We start from the raw sequence: 18,130 nt of genomic DNA on the forward strand, positions 1-18,130 counted from the left end.
AAGTAATAAGTGCATTAATTAACCATATTATTCAAAACACGTCTATCACTATCATTGTGTTTATGACTCTCGGCAGTGTCTTTCGAATTATAAGCGTTCAATGATTAAATTAGGAAAAACACCTAAGCCAATACTTATCAATAACACAACAGATAACCACATTTTTGTCCGCCAAGTGGTCAATAAACTTCGCGAATCAGGCAAGGTTGCAAATAGTTGAAAAATAATGGGGAGATAATACCCTAATGCAATACCACTCCCGATAATAAGTGCGCTGAGTAACCCCCATAACTGGTTATTTGTTGCCAGACTCATTAAATAAAATTTACCAATAAACCCTGCAGTTAAGGGAATACCAGCAAAACTCAGAACCGCAAAAATAACAACACAGGCTCTTATCGGCGATTGCCAAAAAAGCCCCGTCCAATGACTTAACTCAAAGGATTCTGTGCACTTTTGCTCTTGTTCAGTTAGAGAGATAACACCAAAAATTGCAACATTAGCGATAATATAAGCGAGTAAGTAAAATAATACCGCTTGCTTGGCAAACGCAATTGATTGTTGATTATGGAGCAATAAAACAATGAGCAGGTACCCCATATGTGCAATAGAAGCATACGCTAAAATTCGCTTAACATGACGTTGTCGTAGTGCCAAACAATTACCAATAATCATTGACAAAATAGCTAATATACTCAGTGCTGTTAATACATCTCGTTGTGTAACAATAACTTGAAACGGCTCAGCATAAATGCATTTCGCCAGCGCAATAAACATGGCACTTTTTGAAATTGTCGCCAACATAAAAGTAACCGGTGTTGAAGAACCGTAATAAACATCGGGTGTCCAAAAATGAAAGGGCACTAATGACAACTTAAAGCCAATCCCCGTAATTATCATTAAAAAGCCGAGTTGCGCGATAACATTTTGCGCGGCTCCTACAACATGTGAAGAGAAAGACAAGCTACCAGTCTGACTATAAAGAAAGGCAATACCTAAAAGCATAAAACTAGAAGCGCTTGCACTTAAGATGAGGTATTTGAAACCAGCCTCTACTGCATATCTTTGTTGGCGAAAGTAACCGGCTAACCCAACTAAAGACAAGCTCAACAATTCAAAACCAAGAAATAGACTTGCAAAGTGGTCGCTCGCGACAAGCACACCGGCGCCAAGTATCGTCAGTTGTAACAGTAAGTAAAATTCGTCATGTACTTCAATTTGCTTTCGTAAATAAAGCTTCCCCATATATAGCGCCGCAATACCAGCAAACAATATCCATAAAAATGCAAACAGCGAAAAATTATCGATATACATCAAAACGGTAATTTGATGAGAGGGGTGTTCTAGTAAAGACACGGTCGCAATAATAGTGACAACAAAACTCATCAAGGTAAACCAAGCAATGAGTTGTTGACTCCTTTGCCACGCGATTAACAATAAACTACAAAAAACTCCAGTTGCAATTAGCAATTGAGGCGTTAGCAAAATCCATTGAGTAGTAGACATCAAATTCCTCCTTGAAAGTGATATTGAAATAACACTTGAGGATATATACCCAATATAACGAGTAGCATAACCAACACCACGCAAATAATACCTTCACTTAATGATAAGTCTTTTATTTGTATCGATGTTTGGTTTGACGTTGTGCCATGAAACATGTTTTGAAATAGCTTCATCCCATATACTGCCGAGCCAACCATGCCGATAGATGCAACAATCGCGTGAACTGGATACAACGCGAAAACCCCAACTAAACTGTAAAATTCACCAATAAAATTAGCGAGTCCAGGTAAGCCAAATGCTGCTGCCACAAAGATTAAGGACATAGCAGCCATCCAAGGAGCATTTACACCTAAATTTCCCATTTTAGTTAATTCTCTCGTGTGAATACGGTGATAAATAATGCCAGCGACACTAAATAATGCTGCACTGCTCAAACCATGTGCAACCATTGTCATAATGGCGCCATTAAATGCGTTAGCAGTAAACGCAAACAATGCCATCATCACAAAGCCCATATGACTAACACTGCTAAAGGCAATTAATCGTTTACAATCAGATTGTGCAAAAGCCATTTTCGCGCCATAAAGAATACTGATAACACCAAGCGTTATGGCATATGGCGCAAACTGTATGCTTTCACTAGGGAAAAGCTCTATTACAAACCTAATTAAACCATAGGCGCCCGTTTTCAAAAGAATACCCGCTAGCAGTACACTCCCTCCTGTAGGTGCTTGTGTATGCGCGTCAGGTAACCAAGAATGGAACGGTACTGATGGGAGCTTGACGGCAAAAGCGATGAAAAAACCTAACATCATAAAGTATGTCGTGTTAGCTGAGAGATCTATGATTAACCAATCTGAATATAAGAAACTTAAAGTGCCGGTGTGCGCTTGATGTACTAACGCCATTGAGATAATGGCAACCAACATACATAAGCTACTTATTTGCGTAAAAATAAAAAACTTAATAGCCGCGAAAAAGCGATGTTCATGTCCCCATATTGCAATTAATGCGGTAATCGGTAGCAACATTACTTCCCAAAAAACGAAAAATAAAAACAAATCTGTCGCGGTAAACACACCGATAATGCCCGCTGTTGCGCACAACAAGTTAAAATAATAAAAACCTTGTCTATGTATGATTTCTCGCCAGGAAATAACAATGGCAATTGAAGCTAAGAATAGCGTTAAAATAACCATAAGAATGCTCAGGTTATCTAAGCCAAATTGTATTTTTATGTTAAAAGCACGAATCCAAACGTGTTCAAAAACAATCGATAACGATGTGTAGTCAAGATTCGCCTGAAGTAAGTACATCACGAACAAAAATAAGCTAAAAACAATGGCAAACAGTGCAATAAATTTGGGACCGTGTACAAAGTACTTATCGCTTCGCCATGCCGTTATCGATAATAAAATCAATATGGTGATAATTGCTACAATGATCATAATAGCCACACCCCTATCCACAACGCTACACCGCAAGCAAACGCAGCAGCATACCAACGTAACAATCCATTTTGGAAGGACAAGGCAACATCTCTAATGAGTACGCTATACCAAGATGAAAACATGACCACCCTATCGATCATATCTGATTGATTTATGTTCGCTAGGGTTTTAAATGGCTTTACGATTAACACAGCATATAGCCTATCAAACCCCGCTCCAGCAGCAAAAAATCGTTTAATAGGTTGCTGACAAATACTATTTAAACCTCGCTCTACTGCATCATTATCACCGCGATAATAGCCACTAAAAAAAGCAACGGATAAAACAATACCAATAAATGGCGTTATGACCGCTGCAACATGCAACCAACTAGGCTCATCAGTCAAAACATTCGGTTCCGTTGGCACAAACACCGTGTACAAATCTAACTGTAGTAGACCGCCTAAAACCGATAGCACAGCCAATACCAACAAGGATATGCGCATTAATGGATAATGCACATCGACAATATTGAACGTTTCTCTAGGTGCCCCCATAAAAACCAAAAAGAATAATCGACAGCTATATATCGATGTTATTAAGGCACCTAAGACTGCAAGCCACCAAAAAGTAGGGCCTGCCGTTGTCGAAGTCCAAAGTTGTCCGATAATCGCTTCTTTTGAAAAAAAGCCTGACGTTCCAGGTAGTGCAATTAAACACGCAAGACCAACCGAAAAACATATCGATTCGAATGGTAGCCGTTTAAATACTCCGCCCATTTTGAATATATTTTGCTGATGATGTAACGCGTAAATAATAGCGCCAGCGGTAAGAAAAAGTAGCGCTTTAAAAAAAGCATGAGTCATTAGATGAAAAATACCAGCCCCCCAAGCGCCGGCGCCTAACGCTAACATCATGTAACCAATTTGGCTCATGGTTGAATACGCTAGTATACGTTTAATATCAGTCTGAACTAAGGCAGATAACCCAGCGAGTAACAAGGTTAACGCGCCAATCCAAGCGATTATTTGCATAACCTCAGGTGTCAGCAAAAACACATTATGCATTCGCGCAATTAAGTAAATGCCTGCCGTAACCATTGTGGCAGCATGGATCAATGCACTCACAGGTGTAGGCCCTGCCATTGCATCGGGTAACCATGTCTGTAGCGGAAGTTGCGCCGATTTTCCTACTGCTCCTCCTAGTAATAATATCGAAATCCAAAACGTTTTTTCATCATTGAGAGGCCAAGCGCCGTTGGCAAGTAAATTAACCGCTTGAATATCCAAAGAGTTAAGTGAGGTAAACAATAGGAACAAACCGATAGCCATTGCTGTGTCACCAATACGTGTCACGATAAATGCTTTTCTTGCCGCGGCGACATTTTCAGGCTTTTGATACCAAAAACCAATTAATAGGAAACTGCATAAACCAACACCTTCCCACCCTAAATAAAGAAGTATTAAGTTATCCGCTAAGACTAAAATTAACATCGCTACCAAAAATAAATTCATGTAAGCCATAAAACGATGAAAATGGGTATCCTCCCTCATATAAGCTGCGGCAAAACAATGAATAAGAAAACCAACGCCACTGACTACACAAACCATCACAGCAGATAGATGATCAAGATAAAAAGCAACATTGACCTGATAAGTATTACCGGTATCAAAACCGATAAGCGTAAACCAAGACCATAAATGTTGCGTCATTGAACTTATTTCGTTGTGCTCAAGCTGCCAGACCAAGAAAGCACTAGATAAAGTAGACAATAAAACACTACCAATACTGATAATACTCGCTAACTGCCAAGACAAATAACGCTTGAACAACACTAAAATAAAAAAGCTAAACAATGGATAAAAAGGTAACCACGCGAGTATCATCCTTGATCTCCTTTCAATTCAGATAGCACATCGATATCAAGTTGACGATATTGGTGTTGCATCCGAATAAGTAGAGCAAGCCCTATCGCCACCTCTGCTGCTGCAAGCGTTAAAATTAACATAAACATAATTTGGCCATCTGCCTGCTGCCAAACACTACCTGCACCAATAAATGCTACACCCGTTGCATTTAACATCACCTCTAAACTCATTAAAATAAATAAGGTATTTTTGCGAGCAATTACGCCAATAAAGCCGATAAAAAACAAAATACTGGCCAAAATCAATACGTGTTCTAAAGGAATGGTGGTCATGCTGGACCTCCATGATTGGTCGTTTTAGCAAAGTGATAAGCAGCGACGAGTCCAGTGAGCAACAAAAACGATGCTATTTCTACAGCAAGTAAATAAGGACCATATAACAAAATACCTACACGCTTAGCGTCAACTACGGTTGCTAAAAGCTGTTGCTGAATTCCTTGATGATTAATCGTATACACTAGCTCGATTAACAAAATCACAGATAAACAAACAGGGCCTATCCATCCAGAAAATCCACGGTTTTGTGGTGCATAATGTGTTTCATCTTCACGCAAACCGAATAACATGATGGCAAAAACAAACAAAACTAATATAGCGCCGGCATATACAATAACCTCTAAGCCAGCAGCAAAAGGGGCTCCCATTAAATAAAAACAAACAGCTACAGCAATCAGCGAGACCACTAAATATAGCAATGCATGTACAGTATTTTTCCGTGTAACCACTTTGATACTTGCAATAACGGCAATTAAAGCGGCTAAATAAAACATGGTAATTAGTGGTGAAAAACTCATGGCATTAGCCCTTTAATATCTATCGGGGGCTTCTCTTGAACACTTTCTCCTTTGCCTTTATTTTTTACTGCAATACCTGATTGTTGATAAAAACTATAATCAGGATATTTACCCACTCCATTAATAAGTAAATGCTCTTTTTCATACACTAAGTTTTGACGATCATATTCTGCTAACTCTACATCGGGTGTTAGCTGTATCGCATAGGTTGGACATGCCTCTTCGCAAAAACCACATAAAATACAACGTGAAAAATTAATTCGGAAAAACTCGGCACGCTTTCGGCCATCATCATCAACCGTTTGTTGTAGGGCAATACAGTCAACAGGACAAGCAACAGCACATAGGTTACAGGCCACACAGCGTTCTTGTCCGTCAGGTTCGCGTGTAAGCACTATTCTGCCTCGATAGCGAGGCGACAAATAAGGTTTTTGTTCTGGATACTCAACGGTGTCGGCTTTGGTAAAAGTATGCTTGAGTACTAACCACATTGTTCTGAGTTGACTAAACATTAAATCACCTCCGTTATCGACAACAGTGCAGTTACTAATAAGTTAACCAAAGCCAGTGGTAACATATATTTCCAGCCGAAAATTAATAACTGATCAAACCTAGGTCGCGGTAGAGATGTGCGCAACAAGATAAAAAAAACAACAAATAAGAAGACTTTTAAGAGAAACCAAACTAACGGTGGTAGCCAAGAAGCAAGCGGTTCAGGCATTAACCAACCGCCAAAAAATAAAACGACTGACATACAGGAAATCAACGTAACGCCCAAGTATTCACCGAGAAAAAATAAGGCGAATTTAAGGCCAGAATATTCAGTGTGAAAACCTGCCGTTAACTCTGTTTCCGCTTCGGGAAGATCAAACGGTAGACGATGGCTCTCCGCAATACCGGCAACAAAAAACACAAAAAAGCCAACAAATTGTGTCTGTATAAACCAACCATGTTGTTGTGCCAGTACAATGTCACGCAAGTTAAATGTGCCGCTTAATAACACAACGCCCATAAATGACAGCCCCATAAAGACTTCATAACTAACGGTTTGCGCTGCCGCTCTCATACCACCTAATAATGCATATTTAGAATTTGATGCCCAACCAGCCAATACCACCGAATAAACGGCTAACGACGCCATTGCTAAAAAAAACAATAGCCCTATATTTAAATCAGCAACGCCAATACTAGGGGAAAAAGGCAACACGGCAAAGCTCATCAACACACAAACAGCACCAATAACTGGCGCTATAACAAATACCCGTTTATCGCTAAAAGGTGGCACCCAATCCTCTTTACTCAGTATTTTTAGCAGGTCAGCAAACGACTGCAACACACCAAATGGTCCTACTCTGTTAGGTCCTAGTCTATCTTGCCATATACCAATTAACCGACGCTCAACCCAAACGAGCATTGCAGCCGCAGGAATAAGTAACCCAAGAATAATGGCGATTTCAACAAGTTTTATTAGGGAATCAAACATCATCTAAGCCTCCCGCTACAAAGCGAATGGGTATTATTTGATCTTGTTCTTTAAGCTGTTTTAATTCATTTTTCTGCGCTAGAATTGCTGCTTGATGTGCTTGCTCATGCTGAGCTTTCCATTGCATAACGTCTTGTTCGCTAGCTCGCGTTAACTGCTTTATTTGCCAATGATTATCATCGATCTCATCAGTTTCAATAAACGCATGTTTAATCGGTAATTCATGACTAATCTCAATTAAACCAACCAAAGAGGCTTCTAATTCACTATTTGGTTTAAATAGTGAAAGTGTCGCCCACTCTCCGTTACTCACATTGAGCTGTTGTGCCATATTTTCAGCAATATGAAACTTATTTTCCGTAGATAAAAGAATAAACTCAGGCTGATATTTGGTTAACCAAAACCGTTGATACCAAGGCTTGCTTACGGCTAATGTTGCGATGCCATTAATAGGCTTGCTCATTGCGCTTTGATCATTTATTGGTGGGGGTTGAATAAACTTATTATTAAAAGGCAGAAAAGCGGCCGCTTTGCGTTTCATTAGTGGCCCATTTGGTTGCTGTTGGTATTTTGTTATCGCTTGATTTGAATTCCAACCTGGCGCCCAAACAAAAGGCATCGCATCATCACTATCAACAGCACCGCCTTCCATAGAGAATCGGAAAGGCTCATCACTTTGCGTTGTTTTAGCTTCATGTACCGTTTGATTAGCCATTTTCGCCGTGCGACCACTTGCCCGATGTGGTTCTCGTGCAACCGCAATATCGAATTGAGATGGTTTAATCGGCCAATTTTCATCACGCTCTTTAAACCATTGATTAAGTTGAACGATATTTTCAATTTCTGCGATGTCTGGCAGAAAAATATCAAGTGCTTGAGCCATTATCACAAGCCAACACCATGAATTTTGTACTGGCAATACGGCAGGCGTTACGGGGTAAAAAGCTTGAAGACGACCTTGATAATTAGCAAAATGACCGTGAGACTCAGAAATAGGCGTGACAGGCATAACAACAGTAGCATCGTCACTCATATCACTGCTGCTATGTTCAAGTACAATTTTGGCTTTGTTTAACGCTTTCAAGCGCGCCAAAGATGTAGCAGCAACTGATGTTAATTCATTCTCTAAAACAATAATACCTGCCACATTATCATCTTGTTCAACCTGTTCAATAACTGCTTCAACGGTGGGTGTATTATCAGAGGTCAGGTAAAGTTGACCTACCGTATTCGCATGAGGAACAACCATAAGCGAGTCGCAAACACCTTTCACCTTTTTAATCGTGTCTATTAATGACACAATAAGCGAAAATAACAGGTTATTCTGTTGGCTCCAGCCACCAATAATGAGTGGTTTTTTTGCCTGGGTTAGATCCGCCACTAACGTTGCAATATTGTCGGCAAGTTCTGCTGTTTGAACCTCTTTATTAACAACGGAAATGAGTTGTTTGATTACAGTGATACTGTCGGTAACAGGCTGAAGAACAGCTTTTTTGGCTACTGAATCTAATTTCGTTGCAATACTTGAAAACACATAAAGAGGCGATAACCTGTCTGCCGTAACTGTTCTTACCGCACTGTCTTGCCACTTTGGAATCCCCATGGCTTCTGAACGTTCGATTCCTTCATTACGTAGTGCTTGACGAACAGCAAGGGCAATTCTTGGCGCACTTTGTGTAATATCTTCGTCAACAATCAAAACAAAGTCAGCTTGTTCTACTTCAGCTAAACTTACCGGCCTGTGCCGCGACAAATAATCAATATGAGCGTTCGCTAACAAGTATTCGTTTTCGGAAAAACCACTACTAAAGTTTTGTTCCCCTACTATTAATTTCAACAATTGGTTACTTTCAACACTGGCCCGTGCGGAGCCAATTGCCAGAAAACGTTTTCGTCGATAAGGCAATAATTCAATAAGTACATCATGTTTTGTCAATCGATAAGGTGATCGTTGCTTAATACCCTTGGCCTGCTTGATACGACATGCATTATTAACATAGCCCAATCCAAAACGGCCATGATCACATAAAAAATAACCGTTCAACTCATGGTGGTAACGGTTCATTACTCGTCGAACACTGCCATACCTTTCACCAATACTCGTGTTGCACCCAACAGCACAGTTACCACAAATAGACGGTGCAGATTGTAAGTCCCACTTACGCGCATAATGTGCAGAGAATATTTTGTTTGTAAATACCCCTGTTGGGCAAACTTCAACTAAGTTGCCACTAAATTCACTTGCTAATTGTCCGTCTTGTTGTCGACCAAAATAAACTTGGTTTTTCGTACCAAAAACACCAAAATCTTCACCACCCGCGTAATCTTTATAATAGCGAACGCAGCGATAACAAGTGATACAACGATTCATTTCATGGCCAATAAACTGACCTAAATGTTGGTTGGTAAAAGTACGCTTTAAACCATGATATTTCCGAGTTGAGTGCCCAGTCATCACGGTCATATCCTGTAAATGACATTCTCCTCCTTCAGCACAAACAGGGCAATCATGTGGATGGTTCGTCATCATTGCACTGATAACTTGTTCACGAAACGCTTGTGAGGTTGCTTCATTTAAACCGATACGCATACCCTCTGTAACAGGCGCAGTGCATGCCATGATCAAACGACCTTTGTCATCATTTTCGTCTTGGTATTGCGTTACTGCACACTGCCGACATGCACCAACGGACCCCATTGCAGGGTGCCAACAAAAATACGGCAAATTTAACTTCTGTGATAAAACACCAGCAAGTAGATTGTCACCGCTATCAATTTGATAAGCGATATCATCAATAAAAATCGTAACTAACTTTTTAACCATGATGCCCCCCTGCTTGGTAAGGACAACACTTATTCTCTATATGCTGAACAAAATCATCAGTAAAATAATTAAGAGCGCTACGTAAAGGTTCAACAGCACCAGGTGCCAAAGCACAATGCGTTTTTCCTATCCACATAAAGTCACAAAGTCTATAGAGCTCGTCTATATCAGAGAGCTGTCCTTGACCACACTCTATGCGTGTTAGTATCTCTAACGCCCATGGTGTACCATCACGACATGGGGTACACCAACCACATGACTCCTGTGCAAAAAATTGCATTAAATTCTTCACCATTGCTACAGGGCAGTTTTTATCATCTAATACAATCAATCCTCCCGTACCCAAGCGGCTACCTGCTTTTGCAATCGAATCATAGTCCATCGCAACATCTAAATGTTCAGGTAACAGAAAGTCTGTTGAGGCGCCTCCAGGCAATAGTCCTTTTAATGATAAACCTTCTAACATACCGCCAGCATGGTCATTCAACACTTGACCAATCGTAGCGCCCATTGGTAATTCCCATAAACCTGGTTTTTTTATTCTACCGCTAGCACCATATATTTTTGTCCCGGCATCACTATTTGGTGCATGTCGTTGATACCATTCAACGCCATGATTAAAAATATGCGGCAGATTACTTAATGTTTCTACGTTGTTAACAATGGTAGGTTTGCCAAATAACCCTGCAACTTGCGGAAAAGGAGGCTTAGCACGCGGATTTGCCCGTTTGCCTTCTAAGGCATTAATTAATGCCGTTTCTTCGCCACAAATGTAACGTCCAGCACTGGTATGCAAGTAAAGTTCTAGGCTATAACCACTATGCTGTATATCTTTTCCTAACCAACCATCTTGATAAGCTTCGTCAACTGCCTGTTGCAATCGTTTAGCTGCCAGATGGTATTCGCCACGAAGAAAGATATACGCTTTAGTGGCACCGATAATGTAACCGGCAATAATCATCGACTCGATAAGTTGATGAGGTACGCCCTCTAAAAGCCACCTGTCTTTGAACGTACCTGGCTCCATTTCATCAGCGTTACAGATTAGATATTTGTCTTCCTCTGCTTTTGGGTCATTCTCCTCAAATTGCGGAACAAAACTCCATTTCATCCCCGTTGGAAAACCAGCACCACCCCGCCCTTTTAACCCAGATGCCTTAACAACGTCTAATGCATCATTAGGACTTAATTCACTTAACACTTTTTTCGCAGCTACATAGCCATTTTCCTCACAATACTGCTGAATATTGAGTGGCTGCGTTGTATTAATTAAATACGTCAAAGGGTGAGTTAATGCATCCATTACACTTTCCCCTTCGCTTCAGTTGCATAAAGTGTTTGTAAAATATCAATAACACTTTCCGGCGTTAACTGCTGATAATGTTCTCGTCCAATCATCATGACAGGCGCCTTATCACATCCGCCTAAACACACATTTGATAACAGTGTAAACATGCCATCATCAGTGGTCTCACCATAATCGATGGATAAATAGTCTTTTATTGCAGCTAGTACCTCATCATATCCACATAAATGACAGCTAATACTGTTACATAAATGAATAACATATTTGCCTACTGGTTGACGGTATATAAGGTTATAAAAGGTCGCAACACCTTCCAAATCAGCAACAGAAATACGTAAATAATGCGCTATAGCATGTAATGCGTCGTCACTTATCCAGCCACGGTTTAATTGCACTATTTTTAAAGCTTCAATACCACAGGCTTCTCTTGTCGCCATTATGCTCACTTCATGATCAATAGCAGACCTTTCTTGATCGCTGAGATAATCAAGTGGTAAGACGTTTTGTGGGTTTATTGCTTTCATTTCATTACCTATCCACGTCAGCCATTACGTAATCAATACTACCGAGGGTTGCAATTAAATCGGCAACCATCTGGCCGCGAGCTATTTGAGGGATCATTTGTAAGTGCGCAAAACTTGGCGTACGAATTCTTGTACGATAACTCATGGTACTGCCATCGCTAATAAGGTGGTATGCCATGATGCCTTTTGTCGCCTCCACAGCTACGGACACTTCACCCGTAGGTATTGTTGGCCCCCAAGAAACATTAACAAAATGAGGTATTAAGGTATCAATATCTGTCATCGTTCTAGCTTTATCAGGAGGTGTGGATTGTGGATGCTCGGCTTTGTAGGGGCCACTCGGCATATTATTTAAACATTGTTCAATAATACGAATACTTTGCCTCATCTCTTCAATACGCACACGGCACCGATCATAACAATCGCCATGACTTCCAGTCGGTACTTCAAAATCAAACTGATCATAACCGCCGTAAGGACGCTGTTTACGAAGATCCCACGCATAACCGGTTGCACGTAATCCTGGTCCTGTTACTCCCCAGTCAAGCGCTTCTTTTGCAGAATAAGCACCAATACCTTGTGTTCGCTGTTTCAAAATGCCGTTTTGCATCACCATCTTTTCATATTCATCTAATCGCGCGGGCAAGTAATTAACATATTCACGAACCAGCTTATCCCAGCCTTTGGGTAAGTCTGACGCGATTCCACCAATACGAAACCAGCTTGGGTGCATCCTTGCCCCAGAAATCGCTTCGACAATGGTAAATAGTTTTTCACGGTCAACGAACATATAGAATATAGGCGATAACGCGCCTACATCTTGCGCAAATGTCCCATAAAACAATAAGTGACTTAGAATACGGAACATCTCAGCAGTCATAATTCGCGCTACTTTTGCCCGCTCAGGCACAGCTATACCTGCCAGTTTTTCAACAGCCATTACATAAGGGAAGTTATTCATCACCCCCCCTAAGTAATCGATACGATCGGTGTAAGGGATGTAGCTATGCCAAGATTGGCGCTCTCCCATTTTTTCTGCACCTCGGTGGTGATAGCCAATATCAGGTACGCAGTCGACAATTTCCTCGCCATCCATTTGTAAAACAATTCTAAAAGCGCCGTGAACACTTGGGTGATTTGGTCCTAAGTTTAAAAACATAAAGTCGTTGTCAGGACCTTGTCGTTTCATGCCCCACGCTTCAGGATTAAACTGTAAGGCCTGTTGCTCTTCATCTTGTTTATTAGATGGTAAGGTAAAAGGATCCATCTCAGTTGCTCGTGCAGGATGCGTTTTTAATAGTGGATGACCTTGCCATGTATGTGGCATTAGAATACGCGTTAAATAAGGGTGATTATGAAAAACCACGCCAAACATATCCCACACTTCTCTTTCATACCAGTTGGCGTTAGGCCAATATTGACATACACTTTCAATGTTTTTATCACTGGCAGAAAGTGCAATTTTTATCCGAACATCTTGGTTTCTTTCAGTTGAGATAAGATGATAACTTATTGTAATGTCTCTAACATATTTTGATTTATTGCGTCTTTCGCTTTCATCAATTGCGGTAATATCAAAGCAAAGGTTAAAAGGTTCAGCAAGTTCATGACGAACCACTTGCATTACAGGGATTAGATCAGCCTTTTGCACCCATAAGGTTGGAATATCATCACAAATATGGTCTTTATCACATGCCATATACAGCGGTATGTCGCTAATAAGTGCGCGTATTTCTTCGATAATGGGAATATGAACTGGCTGCTGCCAGTCGCGACTAACAGATAAATCTACTTGAAAACTCATATGGAATCAGGCTCATCTAAGTTCGTAGTTGCGATACGATGTTCATGTTTTATGTCGCGTAACGACGGTTTAGCAATCTCAGTGACATTGCCGCCATCAACAAGCCAACTTATCTTTCTTGGTTGATGCGCAATTTTGCTTTGTAAGAGTAGTATTGCTTCCATTAAAGCTTCAGGCCGCGGAGGACATCCTGGTACATAAACATCGACGGGAATAAACTTATCCACGCCTTGTACAACACTATATATGTCATACATACCACCAGAGTTGGCACAAGAGCCCATTGAAATAACCCATTTAGGTTCGAGTAATTGTTGATAAAGGTGCTGAATTACCGGTGCCATTTTTCTAAAGCAAGTGCCAGATATCACCATGAGATCAGCCTGTCTTGGTGTAGCTCTAATTACCTCGGCACCAAAACGAGCGATATCATGCCTCGAAGTAAAACTTGTTGCCATTTCTACATAACAACAGCTCAAGCCAAAATTAAATGGCCATATTGAGTTTTTCCGCCCCCAATTTGCCAAGTCATCAAGTTTTGAAAATAAAATATTACGTTGAAGTTCTTGTTCAACTTTTTGCTTTGACTGAAACAACTGTTTATCAAGTTCAGCTTTGGTTAGCGACCACTCCATTAGCGCTCCCTCACAACTTTCGTCGTATAACTTTGTTCAGACTTTACTGGCAAGTGACGATGTTTAAGCGATAAAGCGCCAATTCGAAATAGGTAGATCAGCGCAGCTAATAAGATGGCGATAAAAATAGAAGCTTCAATAAACCCTGGCCAACCAGATTCTTTAAAGGCAATCACCCATGCAAATAAAAAAATGGTTTCAAGATCAAAAATAACGAAAAAAATAGCGTATAGAAAGAAATGTGAAGTAAAGCGGGTTTTGTTGTCGTTTACCGAAATAACGCCAGATTCATAGGGAATATTCTTTGCTGGCAATTTTGCTTTAGTACCAAGGACATGTGAAAGCACCATCATGACAGTCAACATAATGATTAATGTCAAAAAATATGCTGCAATTGGCCAAATTAACGTGATTTGCCCACTCATCTTCGAGTCTCCCCAAATGTTTACCATTTGATTTAATGACACGATAGACAACTAGCTTATCGATTATTTACGTACTCTCACATCTTTAGCTATGCTTGAGTGCGTATTTTTTATACAGACAATTTAATAATAAGATAAAGAATAGATTTTGCAAATTTACTTGCTATTCAAATAATTATATAAAAAAGAACGAGTAAAGTCGCTTCAACTGCCGGCAACAGGCAGCAAAAAGGCCTGGTAGATAAACTACCAACAGTGAAAAGATAAGCACTAGCCCAATGTTAATGAAGAGATTAACATTATTATACGAAAAATCCCTGAAAACGATAAAACTGCACTTAACCGACATTATAGTTCAAACCACTTAAAATACGCACTTTTAAGTGGTTTTTTAACGAAAACAATTACTCTTCTGAACCATTAATGAGTTCTGACAAATGGCTAAGTTTATCTAACACTAGCGCATGAATGGACTTTCTCGGGTATCGACCAACACTGTTTCTAACCCCGGCAGATTGCCCCATCAGTATTTCCATCGATTGGTCAACATTATCTACTGCGTAAATATGAAACTTTTTCGCAGCAACGGCAGCAATGACCTCAGGTGCAAGCATCAAGTTCGCCACATTTGTTTTTGGAATAATGACCCCTTGCTCACCTGTTAAGCCTTTGTCTTTGCATAAACGATAAAAGCCTTCGATTTTCTCATTAACACCACCAATAGATTGTACTTCACCATGTTGGTTCATCGACCCTGTTATCGCTATACCTTGCTCAATAGGTAATTGTGAAATTGCCGAAATTAAGGCGCATAGTTCAGCCATCGATGCACTGTCGCCATCTATATGACCATAAGACTGTTCAATGGCGATATTAGCCGATATGGCCACCGGAAAGTCTTGCCCGTATTTGTGACCAATATAGCCACTCAATAAGAGAACCCCTTTTGAGTGTATAGATTTGCCCAAATCTACTTCGCGTTCAATGTCTGTAATACCGTGGCTACCCGCGTAAACCGTTGCAGTGATCCTTGCTGGTGTACCAAAAACACTATCGCCAATTTCTAGAACCGTTAAGCCATTAACTTTACCAACTTGAGCACCTTGTGTACTGATTAATACTTGCTCTTCCTTTATCTCATCTAACCATGCTTCACTAATTCTCCCAGTACGTCGCTCCCTAGCAGCCATCGCTTTTATAACGTGTTCTGCTGTTAGCGCGCCCTCAATATTGTCTTTACGTAACAAATAAACAGATTCATCGAGTAAATCATTAACTTGTACAATATTGGCTGACATTTTATGTTGATGTTCAGCACGACGTAATGCATACCGAATAAGCTCCATTACGGCACCGTTATCTATCTCTGGATATGCTTGCTGATAGCCTCTTTGGCGAATAAGTTGCGTGTATTCTGCGAGGTTTTCTTCATTGGTATCTAAATAACGATCAAAGTCAGCTAATACACGAAACAGTTCAGTAAACTCTTGATCATAATCTTGCAATAAATAGTAAATGTCAGCATCGCCTAGTAGAACAACTTTAACTTGTAATGGAATTTTTTCAGGCTGTAAGCTAAATGAACTAGGTTGTGCAAATTCCGAATAAGGGTTTTCAATCGTAATCTCTTGTGTTTTTAAGGCAAGCTTCAACTTTGCCCACACCAAAGGTTGATTTAATAGCTTTTCAGCTTCTAGCAACAAATAGCCACCATTGGCGCGATGCAGTGCGCCTGGCCGAATTAATCGATAACTACTATATGTACTACCTTGAAAAGTGGCAAAGTCTACATGACCGAATAAGTTTTGAAACGTAGGGTTTTGTTCATAAACAACAGGTGCACCTTCACCAATACTTCTTGGCACAAGTAAGTTTGGTAGAAATCGTTCTACCATAAGTTTTCGCGTATCTTTGTCATTACGGTGCTGTTCATTGCTTTCATCTACTAGTACTTCAAGTACAGCATCAACGACATGGCTTTTTACCTTTGATAAATATTTTAAGACACCAATATTACTGGCAAACTCATGTTCAAGTTCTTTTAAAAACGGACGAATACTTTGCTCTGCGGTTTCATGCTTTAATTTTCGTAACTTATCTGAAGAAATACGCTTCCATTGCGGTAGTTCAATAAGTTGTTCAGAAAGCAATCCCTCTAACTCTTCTAATAACGCATAGAATTCATTACGTTTTGCTTCGTCTAAGTTAGCAAATTCTTTATCATTTAATGGTTTACCATTTACAAGTGGCGCAAAGGTTATTTCGCCAGCCTCTTCATAAACAACCACTTCATGTTGTAACGCTATTGCTTCAACGTTAGCGATTGCTTCATCATATTTTCGATTAAATTCTCGATCGATAGCTGCTTTTTGACGTTGATAGCTCGGGTTATCAAAAATTTCGGGAAATAAATCTAATAACTCGTCAATGAACGTATTCATTCGTTTGACTAGTTGCTTTCCATCACCAGGGCTTACATATAACTTGTATGGTGCGTGAATATCATCGAAATTATTAATGTAACACCACTCGGCAGGTGTTGGTTGTTCACTGGCAAGCTGTGTCAGCATTTGTTTCACGAGTGTTTGGCGTCCAGTTCCATGTTGCCCCATCGCAAAAACGTTAAAACCACGTGTTTGCATTGATAAACCAAACTCAAGGGCTTCTTTGGCGCGTTGATGACCTAAAAATATAGATGATTGAGAATGATCTTGAACAATACTCTCGAAAAAAGAAGCATCGAGTTGTGCGGTTAGCTTCTCTGGCGCCAATCGATATTGGCTAACGCTTAGGGTCATATTGGTAATACCTGAGTACAGAAAATAAATTATTCACGGATAGATGGTTGTCATTCTTCTACTAAAGGGGGAAACCATCCTTGATAATATAAAACAAGCATAGTGTACTCTGAACTGAGGCTTAGTCGCAAAAAAACGTCACTAAGGTGTTAAACTTTGTCGCATAAATTGATCATGACCACAATACATACAGTTCTCAACCGTCGACATATGCGTAATAGGAGTTGCATTTTTACATTTCTGACATTCAAGCATACCGAAACCAATAATATCGCCCGTTTTATAGATGCCATTATGGTGAAAATCATCAGGTAATTCAGCCCATTCTACTTGTGATTTATCAGTAATATTTGCCATAACAGCCCAAAAAGACTCTTTCATCAATGCCAAATAAATCGAATGCTTAGCGTCTTCTTGAGTTTGTGAATAAAACTCTTGCAAATCATACTGAAAATTAGTGACAAACTGCTTTACACGTTCTTCTGGTAATTGCTCCATCGCTAACATTACAGATTTTGCTTGCTCTACTAATTCGACAATTTGCGTTACCTCATGTTTCTTCACATCAGTTAACCAATCAGACATACCTTGATAAAACTCAGAAAAGCGGTCTTTTTTCATTATACTTCCGTCATTTATTAGTATTAAAAATGAGTATAGCAGTTGTTCTCTTC

At 40.0% G+C, this 18,130-nt stretch carries 15 protein-coding genes; all 15 read right to left on the bottom strand.

What is annotated here, in order from left to right; all coding sequences use genetic code 11:
* Positions 1-87: 87 nt before the first annotated feature.
* A complete protein-coding gene (locus tag QUE09_RS12655; RefSeq protein ID WP_286233123.1) occupies positions 88-1,506 on the bottom strand; it encodes an NADH-quinone oxidoreductase subunit N in 1,419 nt (472 codons plus the stop codon).
* Positions 1,506-2,954 (bottom strand): complex I subunit 4 family protein, encoded by a 1,449-nt coding sequence (locus QUE09_RS12660; protein ID WP_286233124.1) that lies wholly within the window; start codon positions 2,952-2,954, stop codon positions 1,506-1,508. Before QUE09_RS12660 ends, QUE09_RS12655 begins: the two co-directional genes overlap by 1 nt.
* Positions 2,951-4,822: an NADH-quinone oxidoreductase subunit L gene (gene nuoL / locus QUE09_RS12665; protein WP_286233125.1), complete on the bottom strand. Its 1,872-nt coding sequence runs from the start codon at positions 4,820-4,822 to the stop codon at positions 2,951-2,953. Before nuoL ends, QUE09_RS12660 begins: the two co-directional genes overlap by 4 nt.
* Complete coding sequence (gene nuoK, locus QUE09_RS12670) at positions 4,819-5,136, bottom strand: NADH-quinone oxidoreductase subunit NuoK (RefSeq protein ID WP_286233126.1); 318 nt, start codon at positions 5,134-5,136, stop codon at positions 4,819-4,821. The genes nuoL and nuoK overlap by 4 nt, the downstream gene beginning before the upstream one ends.
* Positions 5,133-5,657 (bottom strand): NADH-quinone oxidoreductase subunit J, encoded by a 525-nt coding sequence (gene nuoJ, locus QUE09_RS12675; protein WP_286233127.1) that lies wholly within the window; start codon positions 5,655-5,657, stop codon positions 5,133-5,135. The genes nuoK and nuoJ overlap by 4 nt, the downstream gene beginning before the upstream one ends.
* A complete protein-coding gene (gene nuoI / locus QUE09_RS12680; RefSeq protein ID WP_286233128.1) occupies positions 5,654-6,169 on the bottom strand; it encodes an NADH-quinone oxidoreductase subunit NuoI in 516 nt (171 codons plus the stop codon). The genes nuoJ and nuoI overlap by 4 nt, the downstream gene beginning before the upstream one ends.
* Positions 6,169-7,143 carry an NADH-quinone oxidoreductase subunit NuoH gene (nuoH, locus tag QUE09_RS12685; RefSeq protein WP_434017201.1) on the bottom strand — a complete coding sequence of 325 codons (975 nt, stop codon included), beginning with the start codon at positions 7,141-7,143 and terminating at the stop codon, positions 6,169-6,171. Before nuoH ends, nuoI begins: the two co-directional genes overlap by 1 nt.
* A complete protein-coding gene (gene nuoG, locus QUE09_RS12690) occupies positions 7,133-9,964 on the bottom strand; it encodes an NADH-quinone oxidoreductase subunit NuoG (protein WP_286233129.1) in 2,832 nt (943 codons plus the stop codon). The genes nuoH and nuoG overlap by 11 nt, the downstream gene beginning before the upstream one ends.
* Positions 9,957-11,267, bottom strand: a complete 1,311-nt coding sequence (gene nuoF, locus QUE09_RS12695; RefSeq protein ID WP_286233130.1) for an NADH-quinone oxidoreductase subunit NuoF — start codon at positions 11,265-11,267, stop codon at positions 9,957-9,959. The genes nuoG and nuoF overlap by 8 nt, the downstream gene beginning before the upstream one ends.
* Positions 11,267-11,794 (bottom strand): NADH-quinone oxidoreductase subunit NuoE, encoded by a 528-nt coding sequence (gene nuoE, locus QUE09_RS12700; protein ID WP_286233131.1) that lies wholly within the window; start codon positions 11,792-11,794, stop codon positions 11,267-11,269. Before nuoE ends, nuoF begins: the two co-directional genes overlap by 1 nt.
* Positions 11,795-11,798: 4 nt before the next feature.
* On the bottom strand, positions 11,799-13,493 hold the full coding sequence (gene nuoC / locus QUE09_RS12705) for an NADH-quinone oxidoreductase subunit C/D (protein WP_434017558.1): 1,695 nt from the start codon (positions 13,491-13,493) through the stop codon (positions 11,799-11,801).
* A 101-nt stretch (positions 13,494-13,594) separates the two neighbouring features.
* The gene (locus QUE09_RS12710; RefSeq protein WP_286233133.1) at positions 13,595-14,233 is read right to left on the bottom strand and encodes a NuoB/complex I 20 kDa subunit family protein; all 639 of its coding nucleotides are present in this window, start codon (positions 14,231-14,233) and stop codon (positions 13,595-13,597) included.
* Positions 14,233-14,658 (bottom strand): NADH-quinone oxidoreductase subunit A, encoded by a 426-nt coding sequence (gene ndhC, locus QUE09_RS12715; RefSeq protein ID WP_286233135.1) that lies wholly within the window; start codon positions 14,656-14,658, stop codon positions 14,233-14,235. The genes QUE09_RS12710 and ndhC overlap by 1 nt, the downstream gene beginning before the upstream one ends.
* Positions 14,659-15,062: 404 nt before the next feature.
* On the bottom strand, positions 15,063-17,456 hold the full coding sequence (locus QUE09_RS12720; RefSeq protein WP_286233136.1) for a Lon protease family protein: 2,394 nt from the start codon (positions 17,454-17,456) through the stop codon (positions 15,063-15,065).
* 141 nt (positions 17,457-17,597) lie between these two features.
* Entirely contained in the window at positions 17,598-18,077 is a 480-nt protein-coding gene (locus QUE09_RS12725; protein WP_286233138.1) for a zinc ribbon-containing protein, read from the bottom strand.
* Positions 18,078-18,130: the final 53 nt, after the last annotated feature.

This window comes from Thalassotalea sediminis (assembly GCF_030295915.1).
Lineage (GTDB): Bacteria > Pseudomonadota > Gammaproteobacteria > Enterobacterales > Alteromonadaceae > Thalassotalea_C > Thalassotalea_C sediminis.